The organism is Bradyrhizobium shewense (genome assembly GCF_900094605.1).
Taxonomy (GTDB): Bacteria; Pseudomonadota; Alphaproteobacteria; order Rhizobiales; family Xanthobacteraceae; genus Bradyrhizobium; species Bradyrhizobium shewense.
Genome location: NZ_FMAI01000019.1, coordinates 145,122 through 164,454 on the forward strand (window position 1 = coordinate 145,122; position 19,333 = coordinate 164,454).

General features: G+C 64.5%; 21 protein-coding genes and 1 tRNA gene. 6 read left to right on the plus strand and 16 right to left on the minus strand.

What is annotated here, in order from left to right; translation table 11 throughout:
* Positions 1–5 precede the first annotated feature (5 nt).
* Together GA0061098_RS30315 and GA0061098_RS30320 are read right to left on the minus strand one after the other, a co-directional pair.
* Positions 6–473: a DUF2269 family protein gene (locus tag GA0061098_RS30315; RefSeq protein ID WP_091965087.1), complete on the minus strand. Its 468-nt coding sequence runs from the start codon at positions 471–473 to the stop codon at positions 6–8.
* The gene (locus tag GA0061098_RS30320; RefSeq protein WP_091965089.1) at positions 470–1,369 is read right to left on the minus strand and encodes a dienelactone hydrolase family protein; all 900 of its coding nucleotides are present in this window, start codon (positions 1,367–1,369) and stop codon (positions 470–472) included. Before GA0061098_RS30320 ends, GA0061098_RS30315 begins: the two co-directional genes overlap by 4 nt.
* Before the next feature lie 267 nt (positions 1,370–1,636).
* Between GA0061098_RS30320 and GA0061098_RS30325 the strand changes: the two genes are divergently transcribed.
* Both GA0061098_RS30325 and ppa read left to right on the plus strand, forming a co-directional pair.
* A complete protein-coding gene (locus tag GA0061098_RS30325) occupies positions 1,637–2,146 on the plus strand; it encodes a GNAT family N-acetyltransferase (RefSeq protein ID WP_018318962.1) in 510 nt (169 codons plus the stop codon).
* A gap of 176 nt (positions 2,147–2,322) precedes the next feature.
* The gene (gene ppa, locus GA0061098_RS30330; RefSeq protein ID WP_018318963.1) at positions 2,323–2,859 is read left to right on the plus strand and encodes an inorganic diphosphatase; all 537 of its coding nucleotides are present in this window, start codon (positions 2,323–2,325) and stop codon (positions 2,857–2,859) included.
* Between the two features lie 135 nt (positions 2,860–2,994).
* On the opposite strand, the gene folD is transcribed toward ppa, so the two are convergent.
* From folD to GA0061098_RS30345, 3 genes are read right to left on the minus strand one after another with little or no spacing between them, the layout of a single operon-like run.
* On the minus strand, positions 2,995–3,879 hold the full coding sequence (gene folD, locus GA0061098_RS30335) for a bifunctional methylenetetrahydrofolate dehydrogenase/methenyltetrahydrofolate cyclohydrolase FolD (RefSeq protein ID WP_091965091.1): 885 nt from the start codon (positions 3,877–3,879) through the stop codon (positions 2,995–2,997).
* Between the two features lie 10 nt (positions 3,880–3,889).
* Positions 3,890–4,234, minus strand: coding sequence for a DUF167 domain-containing protein (locus GA0061098_RS30340; protein WP_091965093.1), 345 nt, complete (start codon positions 4,232–4,234; stop codon positions 3,890–3,892).
* A gap of 14 nt (positions 4,235–4,248) precedes the next feature.
* Positions 4,249–4,539, minus strand: a complete 291-nt coding sequence (locus GA0061098_RS30345; RefSeq protein WP_007598721.1) for a YggT family protein — start codon at positions 4,537–4,539, stop codon at positions 4,249–4,251.
* A gap of 203 nt (positions 4,540–4,742) precedes the next feature.
* Between GA0061098_RS30345 and GA0061098_RS30350 the strand changes: the two genes are divergently transcribed.
* Positions 4,743–4,818, plus strand: a tRNA-Ala gene (locus tag GA0061098_RS30350).
* 101 nt (positions 4,819–4,919) lie between these two features.
* On the opposite strand, the gene GA0061098_RS30355 is transcribed toward GA0061098_RS30350, so the two are convergent.
* The 7 genes from GA0061098_RS30355 to GA0061098_RS30385 form a co-directional block, all read right to left on the minus strand.
* Entirely contained in the window at positions 4,920–5,732 is an 813-nt protein-coding gene (locus GA0061098_RS30355; RefSeq protein ID WP_091965095.1) for an enoyl-CoA hydratase, read from the minus strand.
* Between the two features lie 134 nt (positions 5,733–5,866).
* Positions 5,867–6,661 carry a glutamine amidotransferase gene (locus GA0061098_RS30360; protein WP_091965097.1) on the minus strand — a complete coding sequence of 265 codons (795 nt, stop codon included), beginning with the start codon at positions 6,659–6,661 and terminating at the stop codon, positions 5,867–5,869.
* A 121-nt stretch (positions 6,662–6,782) separates the two neighbouring features.
* Entirely contained in the window at positions 6,783–7,562 is a 780-nt protein-coding gene (locus tag GA0061098_RS30365; protein WP_091965099.1) for an SDR family NAD(P)-dependent oxidoreductase, read from the minus strand.
* A gap of 225 nt (positions 7,563–7,787) precedes the next feature.
* On the minus strand, positions 7,788–8,276 hold the full coding sequence (locus GA0061098_RS30370; RefSeq protein ID WP_091965101.1) for a tellurite resistance TerB family protein: 489 nt from the start codon (positions 8,274–8,276) through the stop codon (positions 7,788–7,790).
* Positions 8,277–8,455: 179 nt separating this feature from the next.
* Positions 8,456–9,865 (minus strand): adenylate/guanylate cyclase domain-containing protein, encoded by a 1,410-nt coding sequence (locus GA0061098_RS30375; RefSeq protein ID WP_091965103.1) that lies wholly within the window; start codon positions 9,863–9,865, stop codon positions 8,456–8,458.
* 48 nt (positions 9,866–9,913) lie between these two features.
* Entirely contained in the window at positions 9,914–11,284 is a 1,371-nt protein-coding gene (locus GA0061098_RS30380) for a cytochrome P450 (protein WP_091965105.1), read from the minus strand.
* Positions 11,285–11,320: 36 nt separating this feature from the next.
* Positions 11,321–12,694: a hydrolase gene (locus tag GA0061098_RS30385; protein WP_091965106.1), complete on the minus strand. Its 1,374-nt coding sequence runs from the start codon at positions 12,692–12,694 to the stop codon at positions 11,321–11,323.
* A 146-nt stretch (positions 12,695–12,840) separates the two neighbouring features.
* Here GA0061098_RS30385 and GA0061098_RS30390 point away from each other — a divergent pair, with 146 nt between their 5' ends.
* Complete coding sequence (locus tag GA0061098_RS30390) at positions 12,841–14,529, plus strand: MFS transporter (RefSeq protein ID WP_091965108.1); 1,689 nt, start codon at positions 12,841–12,843, stop codon at positions 14,527–14,529.
* A 90-nt stretch (positions 14,530–14,619) separates the two neighbouring features.
* Here the strand turns inward: GA0061098_RS30390 and GA0061098_RS30395 are convergent, their stop codons facing one another.
* Positions 14,620–14,835 (minus strand): cysteine rich repeat-containing protein, encoded by a 216-nt coding sequence (locus GA0061098_RS30395; protein ID WP_091965110.1) that lies wholly within the window; start codon positions 14,833–14,835, stop codon positions 14,620–14,622.
* 172 nt (positions 14,836–15,007) lie between these two features.
* A complete protein-coding gene (locus tag GA0061098_RS30400) occupies positions 15,008–15,331 on the minus strand; it encodes a hypothetical protein (RefSeq protein ID WP_091965112.1) in 324 nt (107 codons plus the stop codon).
* A gap of 253 nt (positions 15,332–15,584) precedes the next feature.
* On the opposite strand from GA0061098_RS30400, the gene GA0061098_RS30405 reads away from it, so the two are divergent.
* Positions 15,585–16,640 (plus strand): polysaccharide deacetylase family protein, encoded by a 1,056-nt coding sequence (locus tag GA0061098_RS30405; protein ID WP_091965114.1) that lies wholly within the window; start codon positions 15,585–15,587, stop codon positions 16,638–16,640.
* A gap of 65 nt (positions 16,641–16,705) precedes the next feature.
* On the opposite strand, the gene GA0061098_RS30410 is transcribed toward GA0061098_RS30405, so the two are convergent.
* A complete protein-coding gene (locus GA0061098_RS30410; protein WP_091965116.1) occupies positions 16,706–17,107 on the minus strand; it encodes a hypothetical protein in 402 nt (133 codons plus the stop codon).
* Between the two features lie 108 nt (positions 17,108–17,215).
* Positions 17,216–18,862, minus strand: a complete 1,647-nt coding sequence (locus GA0061098_RS30415; protein ID WP_091965138.1) for a hypothetical protein — start codon at positions 18,860–18,862, stop codon at positions 17,216–17,218.
* Positions 18,863–19,066: 204 nt separating this feature from the next.
* Between GA0061098_RS30415 and GA0061098_RS30420 the strand changes: the two genes are divergently transcribed.
* Positions 19,067–19,333, plus strand: a 267-nt coding sequence (locus GA0061098_RS30420; protein ID WP_129590846.1) for a helix-turn-helix domain-containing protein, incomplete at its 3' end; no start/stop codon positions are given.

A 19,333-nucleotide genomic window follows, 5' to 3' on the forward strand; every position in this document is an offset into this window, starting at 1 on the left:
TGCTCTCAAAACGGCTTTGCAACCATCAGCCAGAGGATCAGCATCGTCGCGCCGAAACCAGGGAAGCCGAACGCGAACCAGCGGCGAAACAGGACGAAGTATCGTTGTGGCAACGCCTTGTGCTGCTCTGCGGCCTTGCGCGCGAGATCGCGCATCTCGATCTGCATGAACACGACAGGGATCCAGAACAGGCCGGCGACGACATACAACACGAGCGAGGCGAGCAGCCAGCGCTCGGTGATCGACGTCGCGGAGAGCATCATCAGCAAGCCGCCCGTGATCGGCTGGAGGAGCACGGCCGACAGTGTGAAGATTGCGTCCGCAATGACGACGACCGAAGCGGTGCGCGCGATGAACTCCGCATCGTCGGTGCGATGCGCCATCAGCATGAAGAAGGCGATGCCAGTTCCGGTGCCGAGGATGACGATGGCGCCTAGCACATGGAGAAATTTGACCAGGAAATACAGCGTCATGGCTTCTTGATCGCGGTTGGCCTGCTCTGGTTCAGCGCACCCACGAGCTCCCGGCTCGCGGCTTTGACGCCGGCCTCACTCTCGATCATCCAGTGCCCCTCGCTGCCGGCGGCCGGCAAGGTGTGGAAGTCGACCTTGCCGCCGCTGCCGCGAAATGCGTCGGCCAGGCCCTTTGAAAACGCCGGCGAAAAATAGCTGTCATTGGTCGCAACGAGCCATGTGACAGGGATGCGCGCGCCCTTGCCGAACTCTGCAGCAGTGGCAAGCAGCGTGTGCGGCGCGCAGATCCGGTTCGGCTCATCATTGGCATGGCCGCCGCGCCCCGGCGCAAACACTGTGATCCCAGCGATCACCTTCGGATCGGCATTGGCGAGCGCCAGCGCACCCCAGCCGCCGGCGGAATGGCCGATCACAATGGCAGCCTCCTTGCGGATGAAATCCTGCTTTCGCAAGAACTCCAGCGCGAGCCGGATCTCCTCGGCCGTTGCACGGCCCGAACGCGCATAGTCCGCCTCGTCACATCCGCCCTGGTCCTCGACATAGCGGCCGCCGGTCGCACCATGGCCGAGCCGCTCCGGCACCAGAACGGCAAAACCGCGCGCGACGAGATAGGCGGCGAGCGGACGATATTCCGGCTGCGGCATTTGCGCTCGACGCAAGCCATTCTGCGTCGAGGCGTGTGCGACGACCGCCAGCCGGAACGGACCTGCACCGGCGGGGCGAAGCAGCAGGGCACGCGCAGCAATGTCGGTATCCGGCGACGGCACCCGCCACGCTTGTCGGCGAAACGGTTCGCCCTCCTCGCCCGCTGGGCCAAACGTGACCTGAGCGCACAGAGGCGGCGCGGACAGCAGGGCCCGCAGAGTCAGGAGCGCGAAGATGTTGAGAAGCCGCATGAATGGCCGAGGGCGAGCACGAACAGCGACAGTCACACTAGTAGGAACGAATCACTATGGGCGGACTTTCTGCGTGTCCCTCGCCCTTCATTCGTTGCCGCAGAGGGAGTTTTGCACCGACACACGGCACGCCGGTGCCATTCGAGTCGGCGTCCTGTCTTTTTTCGGTACAACATGGTTCAGATACTGATGCACAAAGTCCACACGTTAACCGATAATTAACGATAGGTCTTGCCGCCGGCGCGGCGACTTGGTTTGATTGCGCCCATGAGCACAACCCTGATCGAGGTCCGGCCGGCCAAAGCTGCAGATGCAACTGCGGTGGCGTCTACTCATGACGAAGCCTGGCGCTCCGCCTATCAGGGCATCATTCCCGGCGCCGAGCTGGAAAAGCTCATCAACCGCCGCGGCCCGCAATGGTGGGACAGCGCGATCCGCAAGGGCAGCCGCGTCAGCGTGCTGGTGTTCGGCGACAAGATCGCGGGCTACGCTAATTACGGCCGCAACCGCGCCCGCAGCCTGCATTTCGACGGCGAGATCTACGAGCTGTACCTGCGCCCCGAATTCCAGGGCCTCGGCTTCGGCCGCCGCCTGTTCGCCTCCGCCCGCCGCGACCTGATGCAGAGCGGGCTGAAGAGCATGGTGGTGTGGGCGCTCTCGGACAACGACCCGGCGACGGAGTTCTACCGGGCGCTGGGGGGCCGTATGGTGGCCCGCTCGTCGGAGCGGTTCGGGCCGAAGTCGCTCGACAAGGTTGCCTTCGCTTGGACCAATTGAGCTGCTGAAAGCCTAGGCGGCAGCGTTTCCCTTCCGTCGATACCGTTGCCTTTGAGCCGGTGACTTCCGGATTCATTATTTCACAAAAACGCGATGGATCAGCGGGCCAAGCCCGCGTATGACAGCGCCAAATCGCTGCCGGGCGCGATTTATCCTCGGCAATAACGGAGCCTTGAATGCGTATCGATGCGATCTCGATCGGGAAGAACGTACCTCACGAAGTCAACGTCCTCATCGAAGTCCCCGTGGGCGGCGAACCGATCAAATACGAGATGGACAAGGAGGCCGGCACGCTGGTGGTCGACCGCTTCCTCTACACGCCGATGCGTTACCCCGGTAACTACGGCTTCATCCCGCACACCTTGTCGGATGACGGCGACCCCTGCGACGTCCTGATCATCAACACCCGCGCCATCATTCCTGGCGCCGTCATGAGCGTCCGCCCGGTCGGCGTGCTGTTCATGGAAGACGAAGCCGGCGGCGACGAGAAGATTCTGGCGGTGCCGTCGTCGAAGCTGACGCAGCGCTACGACAAGGTGAAGTCGTACTCTGACCTGCCTGACATCACGCTGCAGCAGATCCAGCATTTCTTCGAGCACTACAAGGATCTCGAGAAGGGCAAATGGGTGAAGATCCTTCGCTGGGGCGGCCCGGAGGACGCGCACAAGCTAATCCTCGAGGGCATGGATCGCGAGAAGAAGAAGAAGGGCTGAAGCATCCGTGTCCCGGACGCGGCGCGGCATGAAATGACGCGACGCTGAGCCGGGACCCATGTCGCCACTGGGCCCCGGCTCAGCAGCGCACCGCTGAAGAAGCGCTGCGCTGCGTCCGGGGCACGAGAACCTGACCTACACCGCCGGCTTCGGTAGCTCGGCGATCGCACAGGCCGCGCGCAGCGTGTTGACCAGCAGGCACGCCACGGTCATCTGACCGACACCGCCCGGCACCGGCGTGATCGCGCCGGCAACCCCAAGCGCTTCCTGATAGGCGACGTCGCCGACGAGGCGCGTCTTGCCGTCTACTTTGGGGATCCGGTTGATGCCAACGTCGATCACGGTCGCACCCGGCTTGAGCCAGTCGCCGCGCACCATCTCAGGTCTTCCGACCGCGGCATAGACGAGGTCGGCCTGCTTCACGAGCCCGGGCAGGTCGCGCGAGCGCGAATGCGCGATCGTCACCGTGGCGTTCTCGTTCAGCAGCAATTGCACCAGCGGCCGGCCAACGAGATTGGAGCGGCCGATGACGATGGCGTTCATGCCTTCCAGCGAGGCATGCACGCTCTTGGTCAGGATGATGCAGCCGAGCGGCGTGCAGGGCGACAGCGCCTCGAAACCGCCGGCGAGCCGGCCGGCATTGTTCGGATGCAGCCCGTCGACGTCCTTGGCGGGGTCGATGGCGTTGACGACGGCCTCGGTGTTCAGCCCCTTCGGCAGCGGCAGCTGCACCAGAATGCCGTGCACGGCCGGATCGCGGTTGAGCTTTGCGACCAGCGCCAGGAGATCTGCCTGCGAGACGTCGGCCGGCAGCTTGTGCTCGAACGAGGCCATGCCGGCGGCCTGGGTCTGGGTGTGCTTGGAGCGGACATAAACCTCGCTGGCGGGGTCGCTGCCGACCAGCACGACCGCCAGCCCCGGCACCAGATTGTGCTCACGCTTGACGCGGGCGACCTCCTCAGTGACGCGGGCCCGAAGTTCCGCGGCGATGACTTTTCCATCGATAATCTTGGCGGTCATGTCAGTTCCCTCAGTCTTTCGATTGGGCCGAGACGAGCTGGCGCAGGGCTTCGCCGAGCCGTGCGGGATCGCCGTCGACTGCGATCTGCTTCAGCCGCGAGGTGGCTCCGGATAGGAGCTTTACGCCGGCCTTGGGGACGCCCAGCGATTTCGCCAGCAGGACCAAAACGGCCTTGTTGGCCTCGCCGCCATCGGCGATGGCGCGCACCCGCACCTTGAGCACGCTGCGGCCGTCGGCCAGTTGCTCGATCCCGTCGATGCCGTCGCGACCGCCGCGCGGCGTCACCCGCAGCACGATGCTGATGCCTGCGGCCGAGTAACGCCAGGGTTCCTTAAAAGCTTCGTTCGCAACCAAGGGCTCCAGCCCGCTCAGATCACGTTCGGGTAGATGTAGTACAGGATCACCCGCTCGATGAACATGATGAGCAGGATCAGGATGATCGGCGAGATGTCGAGACCGCCGAGACTGGGCAGGAAGTTGCGAATCGGTGCCAGCACCGGCTCGGTGATCCGGTAAAGGAACTCTGCCACCGCCGACACGAACTGGTTGCGCGTGTTCACGACGTTGAAGGCGATCAGCCAGGACAGGATCGCGGAGGCGATCAGCAGCCAGACGTAGAGGTCGAGCACGATGATGACGATGTCGAGAACGGCACGCATGGCTTTTGAAGCCTCTGGCTTTGAAAACGTTGGCTGCGGTCGGGATTGACGCCTTTTGCTAGATATCGGTTCCCCCCCGCCCAAACAAGGGAAGTCGGCGCCCCGAATGGCTAAAACCGCCTTGCACCCGTCCTTGACTTGACCTTGGCGGGGACTTAAATGGCGCCCGGTTGTCGGCCGCATTTACCAGAGCGGCCAGCAAAGGGGCCATAGCTCAGCTGGGAGAGCGCGTCGTTCGCAATGACGAGGTCGGCGGTTCGATCCCGCCTGGCTCCACCAGCCTTCGCTGGCTTCGCCAGCTTCGGCTCGGCAAGCCCTTTCGTGGCGAAGGCTGCCGCGGCGTAGCCTGAAGGGCGAAGCCGGGCTCTCTCCGAATCCCCCTACCTCCCCGTAAACCTCGGCGGCCGCTTTTCCATGAAGCTCGCCACGCCTTCCCGGAAATCGCTGCCGGCGAGCGCCACCATCATCTCCCGATTGGCTTCGATCGTTGCCTCCGCGAGCGTCTGGAACGGCACCTCGTAGAGCTGGCGCTTGATCACGGCCATCGCACTCGGCGAGACGAAATCGGCGAGATCGCGCGCATAGGCATAGGTCTCCTCGCGAAGCTTGTCAGGCGGGCAGAGCCGGTTCACGAGGCCGATCCGCAGCGCCTCCTCACTTGAAACGCGCCTCGCCGAGAGCAGCAGATCCATCGCGTTGGCGTGACCGACGATGCGCGGCAGCATCCAGCTGATGCCGTGCTCGGCAATCAGGCCGCGCCGCGCGAAGGCCGTCGTGAACACGGTGTTGTCGGCGGCAAAGCGCAGGTCGCAATAGAGCGCGTGCACCAGCCCAATGCCGGCCGTGGCGCCATTGAGCATGGCGATCACAGGCTTCTTGATCGACGGATAGAAACCGTAGCGCGTCTGCCAGTCCGGACGCCGGTTCATGTCGAACGGCGGCAGGTTCGACGCGCGCCGGACGTCATCGGGGTCGAGCCCCTTCAGCGCATCCATGTCGGCGCCGGCACAGAAGGCGCGGCCGGCGCCAGTGAGGATGATGACGCGGACATCGTCATCGGCGCTTGACGCCTCCATCGCATGGCGCACGTCGCGCTCCATGGTCGGCGTCCACGCATTCATGCGATCGGGACGGTTGAGCGTGATGGTCGCGATCTTGTCGCTCACCTCATAGAGAATGTGCTCGTAGGCCATGACGCTCTCCCTTTGTCTGCCGGCGCGTTAGCGCGCTCGTTGGCAACGAGCCTAGCATATCCAGGGAAGAGACAGAGACTCGCGCCAAGGACCTGTGAAGGACCTGCACCAAGGACTTCGCGCGAACGCGCGGATCACTCGGCGGCTTGCGCCAGAACCGGCCGGCGCGCCAGCCAGCCGTCGATGAAATGGTCGAGCCAGGCGCGCTCCGCGACATCGTATACGGCACGATCGGCGAAATGATGATGTCGCTGCCGCGCACCGGGCGCGCTGAAGCCGTCATAGCCGCGCGTGGTCCAGCGATGCATCATCGCGTAGGTCACGTCAGGATGAAACTGCACGCCGAAGGCATTGCCGGTGCGGAACGCCTGCACCGGAAAATCGTCGCCTTCTGCAATCAGCTCTGCGCCGACAGGCAGCTCGAATCCCTCGCGATGCCAGTGATAGACCTGGGCTGGCCAGGCCGGGCAGAGCGCGTGGCCCGCAGCGGTCGGGCGGATCGGGTAATAGCCGATCTGGGTCAGCGCATCGGCATGCGGCGCGACGCGGGCGCCGAGCTGCATCGCCAGCATCTGGGCACCGAGGCAGATGCCGAGGAACGGCCGCTGCTCACGGAGCGGAATTTCGATCCAGTCGATCTCGCGGCGAATATAAGCGTCGGAATCATTGGCGCTCATCGGACCGCCGAAGACCACGGCGCCGGCATGCTGATCGAGCGTCTCGGGCAGGGGATCGCCGAAGCGGGGACGGCGGATGTCGAGGCGATGGCCAAGCGCACGCAGCGCATTGCCGACCCGGCCCGGCGTCGAGGATTCCTGGTGCAGGATGATCAGAACCGGCAGTTGGCTTTCGGAGGCGACGGCACTTGGCGTCCTTCTCGGGAAGGGCACCACCTCTGCGCCACCAAACCTGTCCGTCCGGAACGACATGGCCTCTGCGAATGCTATCGGTTCAGACCGCCAGCATAACTAAGCGATCGTTAATTTCGTGTGAGTTCGCGCACACAACGAAACCGAAGCAAGCCCCGGGCCAATACGGGAGCTTCGAGATTTAATGCCTCTGCCGTTGGAACCGGCTGGTGGCGGCCAGGATGAAGCCCCGCGGGAAGAAGCGCAGCGCAAATGGCACAATCTTGATGCCCAGACCGGGCAGCACTGCTCGTTTGTTGGCCATCAGGCCACGATAGGCCTCCTGCGCGACATCGGCGGCCGAGACATTGAGCAGGGCCGTATCATGTCCGGAGCCGACGCCGGCGCGCGCCTGGAATTCGGTGGGCACGGGACCCGGGCAAAGCACGGTAACCCGAACGCCGCGCGGCGCGAGCTCGGCCCGCAGCGCTTCGGTGAAGGAAATCACGTAGGCCTTGGATGCGTAATAGACGGCCATGCCGGGGCCGGGCAGGAAGCCCGCGACCGAGCCGACGTTGAGTAGACCGCCCTTGTTCCTGATGAGCTGATCGGCGAAGCGCAGCGACAAATCGGTCAGAGCCCGCACGTTGACGTCGACAATCCCGATCTGCTCGTCGCGATCGCGCTCGATGGCATCGCCGAACACGCCGAAGCCGGCATTGTTGACGAGGTGATCGAGCTCGACGCCTTCGGCAGCCAGCGCCGCCGCAATCGTCTCGCCGGCGTCGAGGTCCTCGAGATCGCAGGCGATCACGATCGGCTTCTTGCCGCCCTTGGCGATGAGCTCGTCGGCGAGCGCCTCCAATCGATCCACGCGCCGCGCTGTCAAAGCGAGGCGATGTCCATTGGCGGCGAACACGCGCGCCAGCTCCGCACCTATGCCCGCCGAAGCACCGGTGATCAACGTTACCCGCTCAGCCACGATCGAAGTCTCTTGAATTGAAGTTTTTGGCCCCGCAATGACGGAACGAGAGCATAAGCCGTGCGCGACAGGCAAGCGGCGTCGGCCGCATGGCCGCCTGAGCGGGCGACAGGAGGCGCAGGAAAGCCGGGTTTTTACGGACGAATCCGAAGCCGGACGGCCGGCAGCTACATTAAAGTTTCGTCATGTGATCCGCACAACCGGCCATCCACCGGTTTGCGCGGATCAGCCGCCGACGGCGCTGTCCGTCACCTGACCACCGGCGCGCTCGGCCACCGCATGCTTCAGGTCGATCCGGTCGCGCTGGGAAATCCCGAGCAGGTCGGAGGCGCGCCAGACGACGTTGTCTTCGAATTCGGAGACCTGACCGTCGGCATAGACCAGCTCCCACATCATCCGGACGATGCGCTTGCGGCCCTCTTCGTCGAGCGAGCGCATGATGACGCTGGTGAAGTGATAGAGGTCCACCGCCTCGCCCTCGACCTGGGTGGCGTCCGCGATCAGACGATCCGCCGTGCCGCGATCGAGCTTAAAATGGCTTTCGATCAGGCTGTGCAGCTTGCGCTGCTCGGCCGCGCTCGGCTGGCCGTCGAGCGAGATTACGTGGACCAGCAGCGCGGTGGCCGCCAACCGATAATCGCTGTCACCGAACGCGCGGTTCTGGTCATTGGGGGCGACAATGTCGGCGATGAATTGGCGCAAGCCGTCGAGCATGAGATCCTACCGAAAATCGATACAGCCGCGAGGCGCGGCCGTTACCAGCATTATATGAGCAGGAAACTCAACCGGCGCAACGTGCGTCAGTTCCGCGCGCTGCATTACGTTTCGGCAATATGGATACCGTCATTCCGGGGCGATGCGCCAGCATCGAACCCGGAATGACGAATGATCTCTCACGGAATCTCGTACACCACCATCTTGTCGGCGATGCCGCGCAGCGCTGCCTGTTTCTGGATCGGCTTGATCGCGCGCTGCTCCAGCACCTCCGCAACCGCGGGCGCATCGAGCACCGGGCCGGTGATGTGGATCTCCTGCGCGGTCGACAGGCTCTGCACGCGGGCGGCGATGTTGACCGTTTGGCCAAAATAATCCTGCCGCTCGTTGAGCATCACCGCGAGGCAGGGACCTTCATGGATGCCGATCTTGACGATGAGATCATCAGTACCGCGCCGCTTGTTGAGCTGGTCCATCGCCGCACGCATCCGCAGGCCCGCGACGATGGCATGCTCGGGGCGGACGAAGGTCGCCATCACGGCATCGCCGATCGTCTTCACAACGGCGCCCTTCTCGGAGGAGATGATCTCGAGCAGCGCATGGAAATGCGCGCGCACGAGATCGAAGGCGGCAAGGTCGCCGACGCGCTCGTAAAGCGCCGTCGAGCCCTTCAGATCGGTGAACAGGAAGGTCAGCGACGTGATCTGGAGCCGCTGGTCCAGACTGAGATTGTCCGCCTTGAAGACATCGCGAAAGGTCTGGTTCGACAGCATCCGCTTGGCAGTGAGGAACGGCTTGCGCTTACCGATGAGATGATGGAGTGCCTCGGCCGCGATGAACACCGACGGCAGCACGCGCACGCCGGCCTGGTTCTCGAGCGACAGCCGCAGCGGACCCGGCCGCATGGTCGTGGTCCCCGTCGGAGCCTGTACCTTGTTGTACATGATGGCGAGCTGCTGACGGTCCTTGGTCGGTTCGCCCTGGACGTCGATGAAATGGGCGGCGTGCGTGACCGGCTCGAAGATGATGACGAAGTCACTCGGCAGCTGCAGCGACATGGTCGCCTTCTCGCCGGCCGGCAGCTCCATCGTATCCAGCGTCACCTCGTTCGCCAGCGTCGCAAACGATTCCTTGTTGAAGTCGACGCCGGAGCTCCAGAACACCTGCTTGAAATACTCCCACACCGGCAGCGTGTCGGGGTCGTGCGCCGCGATGCGCCGGACGCGCGGATTCACGGTGAAGGAGACCTCGACCTGGTCGTCGACGGAGGCCTTGTAGCCGCAAGCACAGAGCGCGCAGTGATAGTCGTCGGGCTTGAGCGCCTTCAACGTCGTGTGCGCGCCGAGCACGCCACCGCAGCCTGGACACAGCACGTTCCAGCCGAGATCGAACAGCCCGAGCCGTGCTGCGTGCAGGAATGCCGAGATCGCGTGCTCTTCGTCAACGGCATGCTGCGTGGCGAAGTCGAGGACATTGACGCGGTTGAGCTCGTGATCGTCGCCGTCCTCGATCAGACGCGCAATCGCATCGACCACCTTCGTGTCGGCGGTCTGCTTGAGAACGGAGAACTGGGCCTGGATGTCGCTCATCGCGGGACTCTGCTGGTTGAATCACGCCATCGGCCAGGCAATCGCCTGTCACCGACGGTTGATACGGAACATGGGTGAGTGGTCCGGCTGGGTCGTGACGACGCCGAGCGGGATCACGGGATTGGCCTGATCGGCGAGCTCGACGCGGAACGCGCCGATCAGCCGGGCCAGCGCCAGCACGGATTCGGCTTGTGCAAACGGTGCGCCAATGCAGACGCGCGGACCTGCGCCGAACGGCAGATAGGCGAAGCGATCGGGCGCCTCCGTCGACATGAAGCGCTTTGGAATGAACGCGTTCGGCTGATCCCACAGTTTCTCGTGCCGGTGCAAAAGCCAGGGCGCGATCATGATGATGTCGCCCTTGCTGATCTCGATTCCGGCCGCATTGTCCTTTTCGCGTGCGGCGCGCGCGACCAGGAAGGCGGGAGGATAGAGCCGCATGGTCTCGTCGATCACCGCGCGGGTGAATTTCTGGCGATCGATGTCGGCCATGCTGTCGAGATGCTCGCCGCTTGTCTCGGACGCCACCTCCTCCTGCGTCTCCGGATCGAGTGCGAGCAGATAGAGCGCCCAGAACAACGCCGTTGCGGTGGTCTCGTGACCCGCCAGGATCATGGTCGCGACCTCGTCGACGAGCTGCTCGTCGGAAAAGCCCTTGCCGGTTTCCGGATCGCGCGCCGCGTCCATGAGATCGAACAGGTCACGCGGCGGCGCGCCCTCCTTCTTGCCGGCGGCGCGCCGCTCGGCGATCAACATCGCGACGAACTCGGTCCAGCGCTTGCGGAAACGGGCGCGGGCAAAATCCATCGGGCTCGGCCACGACACCGGCAGCAGCATGTCGAGGAAGTAGGGCCGTCCCAGCCGGGACGCATACTCCATAATGAAATTGCGCAGGGTCGCGCCATGCCGGTCCATGCCGAACGAGAACATCGTGCGCCCGGCGATCTCCAGCGTCATGCGCTGCATGATTTCGCGCAGATCGACCGGCGCGCCCGTCTGCGTATCGAGCTTCGCGATGGTCTCATCCAGCACCGCCGTCATGTGCGGCACGAGGTTGGCGGTGGCGCGCGGCGTGAAGGCCGGCGCGAGCGTGCGGCGCTGGAACGTCCAGGAATGACCTTCCGCGATCAGAAGCCCGTCGCCGAGCACCGGGCGCAGCATGCGGATGCCCGCCGGCGTGCGCGTATAATTCTCGTAATTGTTGAGCAGGACGTGCCGGATCGCATCCGGCTGATTCAGGATGAAGCTGTTGCGAAGGAAGAAGCGGCCCTTGATGACCTCTTCCTCATAAGCGGGCTGCCCCCATGTCGCGATCATGTTGCGCCGGATCACGGCAAGCCGGCCGAAGAACGACATGTCGTCGGGCGCACGCGGGGGAGCCGGGGGGATGATGGGCCTACGCACGCTGGCGATATTCATGGCTCTCTCCCGAGAGATGTGACGCAGGCAAAATAGCTAATAAGTCAGCTCGGCGACCGCAATCCTGTTCTCCTGGGCGGGCCAGGCGCGCGCCACAATTCGTTCTTCGCCGAACTCGGCCACGATGTTACGCCCAACCTCGCTGGCGGGAAGCCGCAGGGTTGCTGCCGCATCCGTGGGCACGCCCGGCTTGACGTCGGCCGGCTCCTTGCCGTCGAAGAGCACCACGTCCCGCGGCAGGCCGAAATAGCCCCTCGGCCGCGACATGATCACGACAGCGCCTGCGTCCTTGTCGGCCGGCCCGAGCGGGCGCGCGGCGCGCAAATGCACGACGTCGGATGAGCGCGGGAAGGGCGAGCGGTAGATATGCGTCGTCGGCGTGTCGGGCGATGCCAGCACGAATTCGAGCGACCAGGCGGGATCGACCTGCGCCGGTCCCCAGCGGCCGTCGGCACCGGTTTTCGCGCTGTGCAGCGCACCGCCCTTGCGCTCTCCGGTTTCAGGATCGACGCGGAAGATATCGACGGTTGCGCCCGCCACCGGACGGTTGGTCGACACGCCGCCGGGCGTCCCGGTGACGAGGCCGCTCAGCCTGACAGCCGGCTCCGGCACGATCGCAATGCGCGCGGGCTCGCGTCCCGCGATGAATTTGTAGATCTCGCGGAAAGCGCGCGGATGGAACGCCACTTCGCGATGATCGAGTGCGCCGAGCACGAGGTTGGTGGCGCCCTTCAGCTCCGGCCCTTCATTGGTGACACCGGTCGGCGTGCCCGGCTTGCCGATGAAGCGGCCGTCGGCCTGGGCGTATTTGTCCATGCCATCGCTGCGCAAGGTGAGGAAGGCGACACCCGGCGTCACCTCGCTCTCGCCCTCGTTCAGGCCGCGCAGGAATACGCCGCGGCCGTTGAACTCGTTGTTGGGCTGGTCGTCGGTCGCGAACACGCCGTGATTGGGCGTGCCGCACAAAACGGCGTGGCTGACATCGCCGGCACCGCCATTCTTGATCACGTTGCGGATCGCATAGCCGCCGCGCGAGCTGCCGACCAGCGCCACGCGCGCCGCGCCGGTGCGGCGCTTCAGCTCAGCGATGGCAGCGGCGAGCTCGCGGCGCTGGTCCTCGGTCGAGGAGCGGTTCGCCTGCTCGACCTTGTCGTCGCTGCGCGCATTGGGATCGGTGAAATTGATCGCCATCATGCGATCGCGCGCGATGCCGTTGGATTCCATCCGCCACAAGGTCGTCATCCAGAGCGCGTCGTAGTCGCCATTGCCGTGGACGAACAGGATCGGCGGCACCTCGGTGCCCGGCGCCGCAACGGGCGCGGATTGGGCCGATGCGCCCGTCCGCAAGCTCGCAATTGCGAAAGGCAAGCTGCCGGCCCCCTGCAGGATCGTCCGTCGCGACAGCTTCATTTGTTCCTCCCGGCAAACCAACTCTTTGCACCGCTTATAGCGGTCTAACCACTGGACAGCGAAGGACTTTCGCGGGCATCACTGAATTTGCCGGAATCGCCCAGGATCACTCCAAGACCATTCTGCCAGCCCGTTTGGAAGGGGATATGACCGAGCAGACGAACCGCCAGAAAATCGCCGCCGACGGCATCACCGCGCCTCTGCGGTACACCGTGTTCCGGCGCATCTGGCTCGCCAGCCTGCTCTCCAATCTCGGCCTCCTGATCCAGGGCGTCGGCGCGGCCTGGGCGATGACGCAGATGGCGGCCTCGGCGGACAAGGTGGCGCTGGTGCAGACCGCCTTGATGCTGCCGATCATGCTGATCTCGATGCCGGCCGGCGCCATCGCCGACATGTATGACCGCCGCATCGTCACCCTGGTCTCGCTGATGGTTGCACTCACCGGCGCGACGGTATTGACGGTGCTGGCAGGGTTCAATCTCATCACCCCGGAGACGCTGCTCGCCTTCTGCTTCGTCGTAGGCAGCGGCAACGCGCTGTTCGGCCCGGCGTGGCAGTCTTCGGTCAGCGAGCAGGTGCCGCCGGATGCGCTGCCTTCGGCCGTCGCGTTGAACGGCATCAGCTACAATATCGCGCGCAGCTTCGGTCCCGCGGTCGGCGGCGTCATCGTCGCCGCGCTCGGCGCGGTGGCCGCTTTCGCCTGTAACGCGATCCTCTATCTGCCGCTGCTGGTGGTGCTGCTGCTGTGGCGGCGCAGCACCGAGCCCTCGCGCCTGCCGCGGGAAAAGCTCAACCGCGCCATGGTCTCCGGCTTCCGCTACATCACCAATTCACCGCCGATTAAGATCGTGCTGTTGCGTACGCTGGTGATGGGCCTGATCGGCGGCGCCATCATGGCGCTGATGCCGCTGGTCGCGCGCGACCTGCTGCATGGCGGCGCGCAGACTTACGGCATCATGCTGGGCGCCTTCGGCATGGGCGCCGTGATCGGTGCGCTCAACATCCATGAATTGCGCAAGCGCATGAGCGGCGAGGCCGCGATCCGCGCCTGCACCATCTCGATGGCGTTTGCGATGGCTGCGCTTGCCTTGAGCACCGAGCCGGTGCTGACGGCGACTGCGCTGGTGCTGGCCGGCGCGGTCTGGATGGCCGCGATCGCGCTGTTCAATATCGGCGTGCAGCTCTCGGCGCCACGCTGGGTCGCCGGCCGCTCGCTCGCGGCATTCCAGGCCTCGATCTCCGGCGGCATCGCGATCGGCGCCTGGGGTTGGGGCCATCTCACCGACTATGCCGGCGTCGAGGTCGCATTGCTGACTGCGGCTGGCCTGATGCTGATCTCGCCGCTGCTCGGGATCTGGCTGACGATGCCGCGCGTCGGTGCCCGCAACGAAGATGCCGACGTGCTGGCCGATCCCGAGGTGAAGCTGTCCCTGACGGGACGCAGCGGACCTCTGGTGGTCGAGATCGAATATCGCGTCGCGCAGGAGAACGCGCGCGCGTTCCACAACGTGATGCAGGACGTGCAGCTCTCGCGCCAGCGCAACGGCGCCTATGGCTGGTCGATCGCCCGCGACATCGCCGACCCCGAATTGTGGACCGAGCGCTATCATTGCCCGACCTGGTTCGACTATTTGCGCCAGCGCAACCGCTCGACCCAGTCCGAGCGCGCGCTACATCAGCAGGCGATCGCTTTCCATATCGGTCCCGAGCCGGTGCGGATCCGCCGCATGCTGGAGCGTCCGTTCGGTTCGGTGCGCTGGAAGGAGGAGACGCCGGATCGTGCGAGTGCCGAGGTGCTGCCGGTGGTCGCGACTGCGGCGGGGAGCAGCACGTAGGTTTTGTGAGTGCGTAACCCGCATGAGCGGAGCTATATGCGGGGTCAGAAGTCCCGGATGTCGCTTCGCTCATCCGGGCTACGGGAATCACTACTGCCCGTGATCGGTCAGCACCTTGTCGCAGCCTTTGCTCAGGCGGGTGCGGTTCTGCTTGAGGCAGGCGAGCACGGCGCCATCGCCATTGTTCATCACGGCGCGGCAAAAGCGGGTGACATCGCGCGCACAGGCATCGTGGCCCGGCTGCTGCTGCGCGGATGCGACCGATGCGCTGAGCAGCAAAGGAAGAATGAAAAGAAATCTGGTCATCGCGTAATGCCTCTTACCCGGAAGAAATGTGCGGGCGAAGCTAGTGCGACGATCCCCTGGCCGCAACGGCTTTATTGGCAGGCTGCATGGCGCCGCCGCGTTGCCCCGGCTTGACGCCGGGGCGTATCGCGAAGGGAGCTAACCGACGCAACGATGACAGTGTTGCGTGCTCTTACTGCTTGTCCTGGGCGTCAGCGACCTTGCGCGAGGCGCCCTTGGCGAGATCCTTGTCCATCACCGCGCGGCAGCCGACGCTCAGATCCGAGCGATGCTTCATCATGCACGCCGTGATCTTCGGGATGTTGGGGATTTCCGACGAGCACAGGCGGAAGGCGTCGCCGGTGCACTGCTGCTGCGCCTCGGCCGTGAAGGCGAAGCTCGAACTCGTCGAGACGAGCGAGACGATGGCGGCAAAACCGAGCGCCAGGCTGGTGTCGCGGAGACTGGCAGAGAACGACTTGGTGGTAAGAGACTTGGTGTTAATAGACTTGGTCATTTGAAGCTCCCATTGGCGCCGTCGGAACGGTGCCCGTTGTTGATGGGAGCTACGATGCTCCAGCAAAACAGTTTCCACTGTGATGATGGTCACGGGCCGCACCCCGACTGTGACGTCGGTCACTTTGGCGCACCTCCCTGAAATTCCTCCACAACCGCCGTCGTGTTGGTGTCACGTTAACTGTTACTTCGCATTAATGGCTCGTCGCGCGGGAAATTCCGCCGGTTTGGTTGCGTAATTGGAAAGAGTAGCGATGCGTAATGCGTTGGGCCTGATGTTGGCCAGTGTAGTTGCGGCGGTCGTGATCGCCGCCGGCGGTTGGTTTTATTATTCCTCGCGCGCCGATCAGGCCGCTCCCAAGACAATTGCCGCCCGTGCCGCCGATCAATTGCCGGCACCGGCGAAGCTCGCCGCCAGGGATGACGTCGAGACCACCGCGACGATCGCGGCCAAGCCGACGACAGTTGCTCAGGCACCCGCGCCTGCCCCGGCCATGCCGGTTCAGCAGAAATCGACCTGCGCCAATCCGAACGCGCTGGGCGTCTCCCGCGTGGTCGAGATCGACACCACCGGCGGCCCCGGCTTCGGCTTCGATCATTTCAAGCAATTCGACTTCCTCACCGACAAGGAGGTCGTGCTGACCTTCGACGACGGGCCCTGGCCCGTGAACACGCCCGCGGTGCTGAAGGCGCTGGCGGACGAATGCACCAAGGGCCTGTTCTTCTCGGTCGGCAAGCACGCGACCTATCATCCGGAAATCCTGCGCCAGGTGTTGGCCCAGGGCCACACGGTCGGCACGCATACCTGGTCGCACGTCAATCTGAACGGCAAGAAGATGACGGAGCAGATGGCCAAGGACGAGGTCGAAAAGGGCATCAGCGCGGTGAGGTTCGCGCTGGGTGCCAACCCGGCGCCGTTCTTCCGCTTTCCGCAGCTCCAGCATAATCCGGCGATCGTTGGCTATTTCGGCACCCGCAACGTCGCGATGTTCTCGACCGACGTCGACTCCTTCGACTTCCGCAAGGGTGCCACGCCGGAAAAGATCATCGAGACGGTGATGACGCGGCTGGACAAGCTCGGCAAGGGCATCATCCTGATGCACGATTTCCAGAAGAATACCGGCATAGCACTGCCGACGCTGCTCGCGCGGTTGAAGGCCGGCGGCTACAAGGTCGTGCAGATGAAGGCCAAGTCGACGCTGCAGACGCTGCCGGAATATGACGAAGCGATCATGAAGGACATGAAGGTGCCGACCGCGAGCACCAACACGCGTCCGATCGGAAGCGTGGTGCAGACGGTCTCGCAGTAAGCTCGACCACATTCAAAACTGCGCATGGCCGGGCTTGTCCCGGCCATTTGCTTTTGGCGAGCGGCTTACCAATAGATGCCGTGGCGGTGCAGCTCGCTGATGATGCGGCGCTCGGTCCAGCGCTTGGACTTCGGCTTGTCCGCCCTTGCCGTTTTCTTGGTGGCGGGCTTGGTTGTCGCGACCGGCGCCGGGGTGGTCGTGGGCGTGGTCACCGCCGGAGCCGCCGGCGTGACTGTGGCGGCCGGCGCAGAGAGCGACACTGCCGGCGGACGATCGGAATATTTCGGCACCTCGGTCGCCGGCGCAGCTTCGCTCGCCTGCGGCGTGGACGTGGTCGCCGAGGTTGGCGTGGTCAGTGGAGCGGGAGCCTGAGCGCCGGCCGCAGACAGCGACAGGCTGCGGGAGTCGCCTGCCTGGGCCGACGCAGAAGCTAGGACCATGGCGGCAACCAGAATGATCTTGCGCATGTGAAATCTCCCCGTGTTGGCGTACCCGGGACATTACGGGGAAGGTGTCCTGGGTTAAGTGATTGGCCTCACACAATCGCGGAGCAATTTCGAACCGGCCGGCTGCGATCAGCACCCCCGCCGATAGATCCGCAGCGTCACATCCGGAAAGCTCATGCTGTCGAGCAGGCAGACGCCCTTTTCCGCGTCCATGCGGGCGATGATCTCATCGCCGACCCGCGGTCCGACCAGCGTATGCTGGATCGAGCTCGAGACGACGAGGATGTTCGACTGCAGTAGCGCGTCTGCGGTGGCCGCTGCCGTTCGGTGCAGCATCTCGCCACGAACGACGAGATTCATCCGCGCCTGCGCCGCATACAACTGAATGGTCGCGGGCGTGACCGGGTAGGGACTCGAAAAGCCGACGTAAAGCGGGCCCGACGGCGGCGGCTTGACGTCGCGCAGAAGCGACCAGAGCCGCTCGGTCGATGCGCGGATGCTGTCCTGCTGCTGTGCGCTCAGCGGCGTCGCCACGCTGAGCTGACCGATCACGACGTGCTTGACGAACAGCGCGAAGGCGATTGCGAGCGCAAGCACCCGGCCCGCCGTCAGCAGATGCCGACGGATGGCTGTCGCAAGGACCGTGCGCGCAAGCAGCGATTCAATGGACGCCATGCTGGCGCAGCCATTGAGGACCATCGCGACGATGAACACGCCGTAGAACATTGCGCCGAAAAAGTAGGTCTTGATCTCGGCAACGGACGGAATGGCGTAGGCAATCAGCACGGTCGCGAGCAGAACGACGGCATCCAGCACCGCTGCCCGGCCCTGGATCGCTGCGAGCACGAGGCGCAGCAGCATCAAGGCCAACCCGATGGCGAGCCAATAGTGCAGGCCGAACTGTCCCTCTCCACCGATGGAGAAACGTAGCAGCCCGGGCCAGAAACCTTCGCCCGTCGTCCAGAGGTCGCGCTGGCCGACGAACACGTTGAGAATGTAGGTGACGGTCTCGACCAATGCGGGTCCGATCAGCGCGGCCGTGGTCGCGATCAACGGCAGCACGAACCACGCGAGCGCGCCGAGCGCAGTCCCGATCGACAGGCGCAATCCGCCGGCCTGGATGCAATCGACGACCAGCCGGATCGCGAACGCACTGCCGAGCAGAGCAAGCGCCGCCGGGAACGATGTCGGCTTGATGCAGGCGGCGAGTGCGCAGGCGACGCCGAGGCCAGCCAGCGACCGGGCGCTACGCCGGAGCACGCCGCGGTAGACGATGGCACCGGCGGCAAGACCAATGGCAAGTCCCGAGGGCAGATCGGGACGCGCTTCCGTGATCGTGTGCCACAGCACCGGCACGCACACCGCTGCGACCAGACACGATGCGATCTCGAGGACCGGCCGTCGCCGAACCAGCCAGATGATCCCGAGCAGGAAGCCGAAGACGGTCACGGCATGAACGAGATAAGGACCGACATAGCTTCCGGGAAACGACCAAAAACCGGTGGCCGCCACCAGCGTCGAAAACGGCGCATGGTGATGCAGCAAATCCCAGACGCTGCCGGCGACGCCGCGGCTTCCGAAGGCATTCACCCATCTGACCGCGTCGCCGAAATAGGCGACGTCGTCATAGAGCGGGGGAACGGACAGCCGGCTGTGCAGCCGCGACGCGTCGAGCGATTTGGAAGCGACGATGGCGGTGATCAGCGCCGCAAGGATGACGAGGCCGGGCAACCGGACCCAGTCGCTCCGATCCGCCGACCCCGTTCCGTTCGCCATGTCCTTGCCTGCCCCATCGCCCACACAGGGGCCGGCGCGCATCGTAAAGACACCGGCATCGCGCGCAATGCGCCGGATGCAATGGCCGGGACCTAGGCTTGCGTTTCTTCGATCGGATGAGCTGTGAGCGACCCGAGACATAGGTGACAGAACGTACCGGACACATGGGTTACACTTTCTGCTTTTGTTCTGCGGGAGGTGGCGATGCCGTGGAGAGCGAGTTCGGTCATGGAAGAACGCCTTCGCTTTGTCGCCCGGCTTCTGGAAGGAGAAGCCATGTCCGAGGTCTGTCGCGAGTTCGGCATCTCGCGGAAGACCGGCTACAAGATCTTCGATCGCTATAAAGAGCACGGTCTCGAGGCCCTGAGCGATCGCTCCCGGCGGCCGGTCCGCTATGCCAATCAGCTGCCAAGCCAGATCGAGACCCTGATCGTGCAGCTCAAGGCCGAGAAGCCGCATTGGGGTGCACGG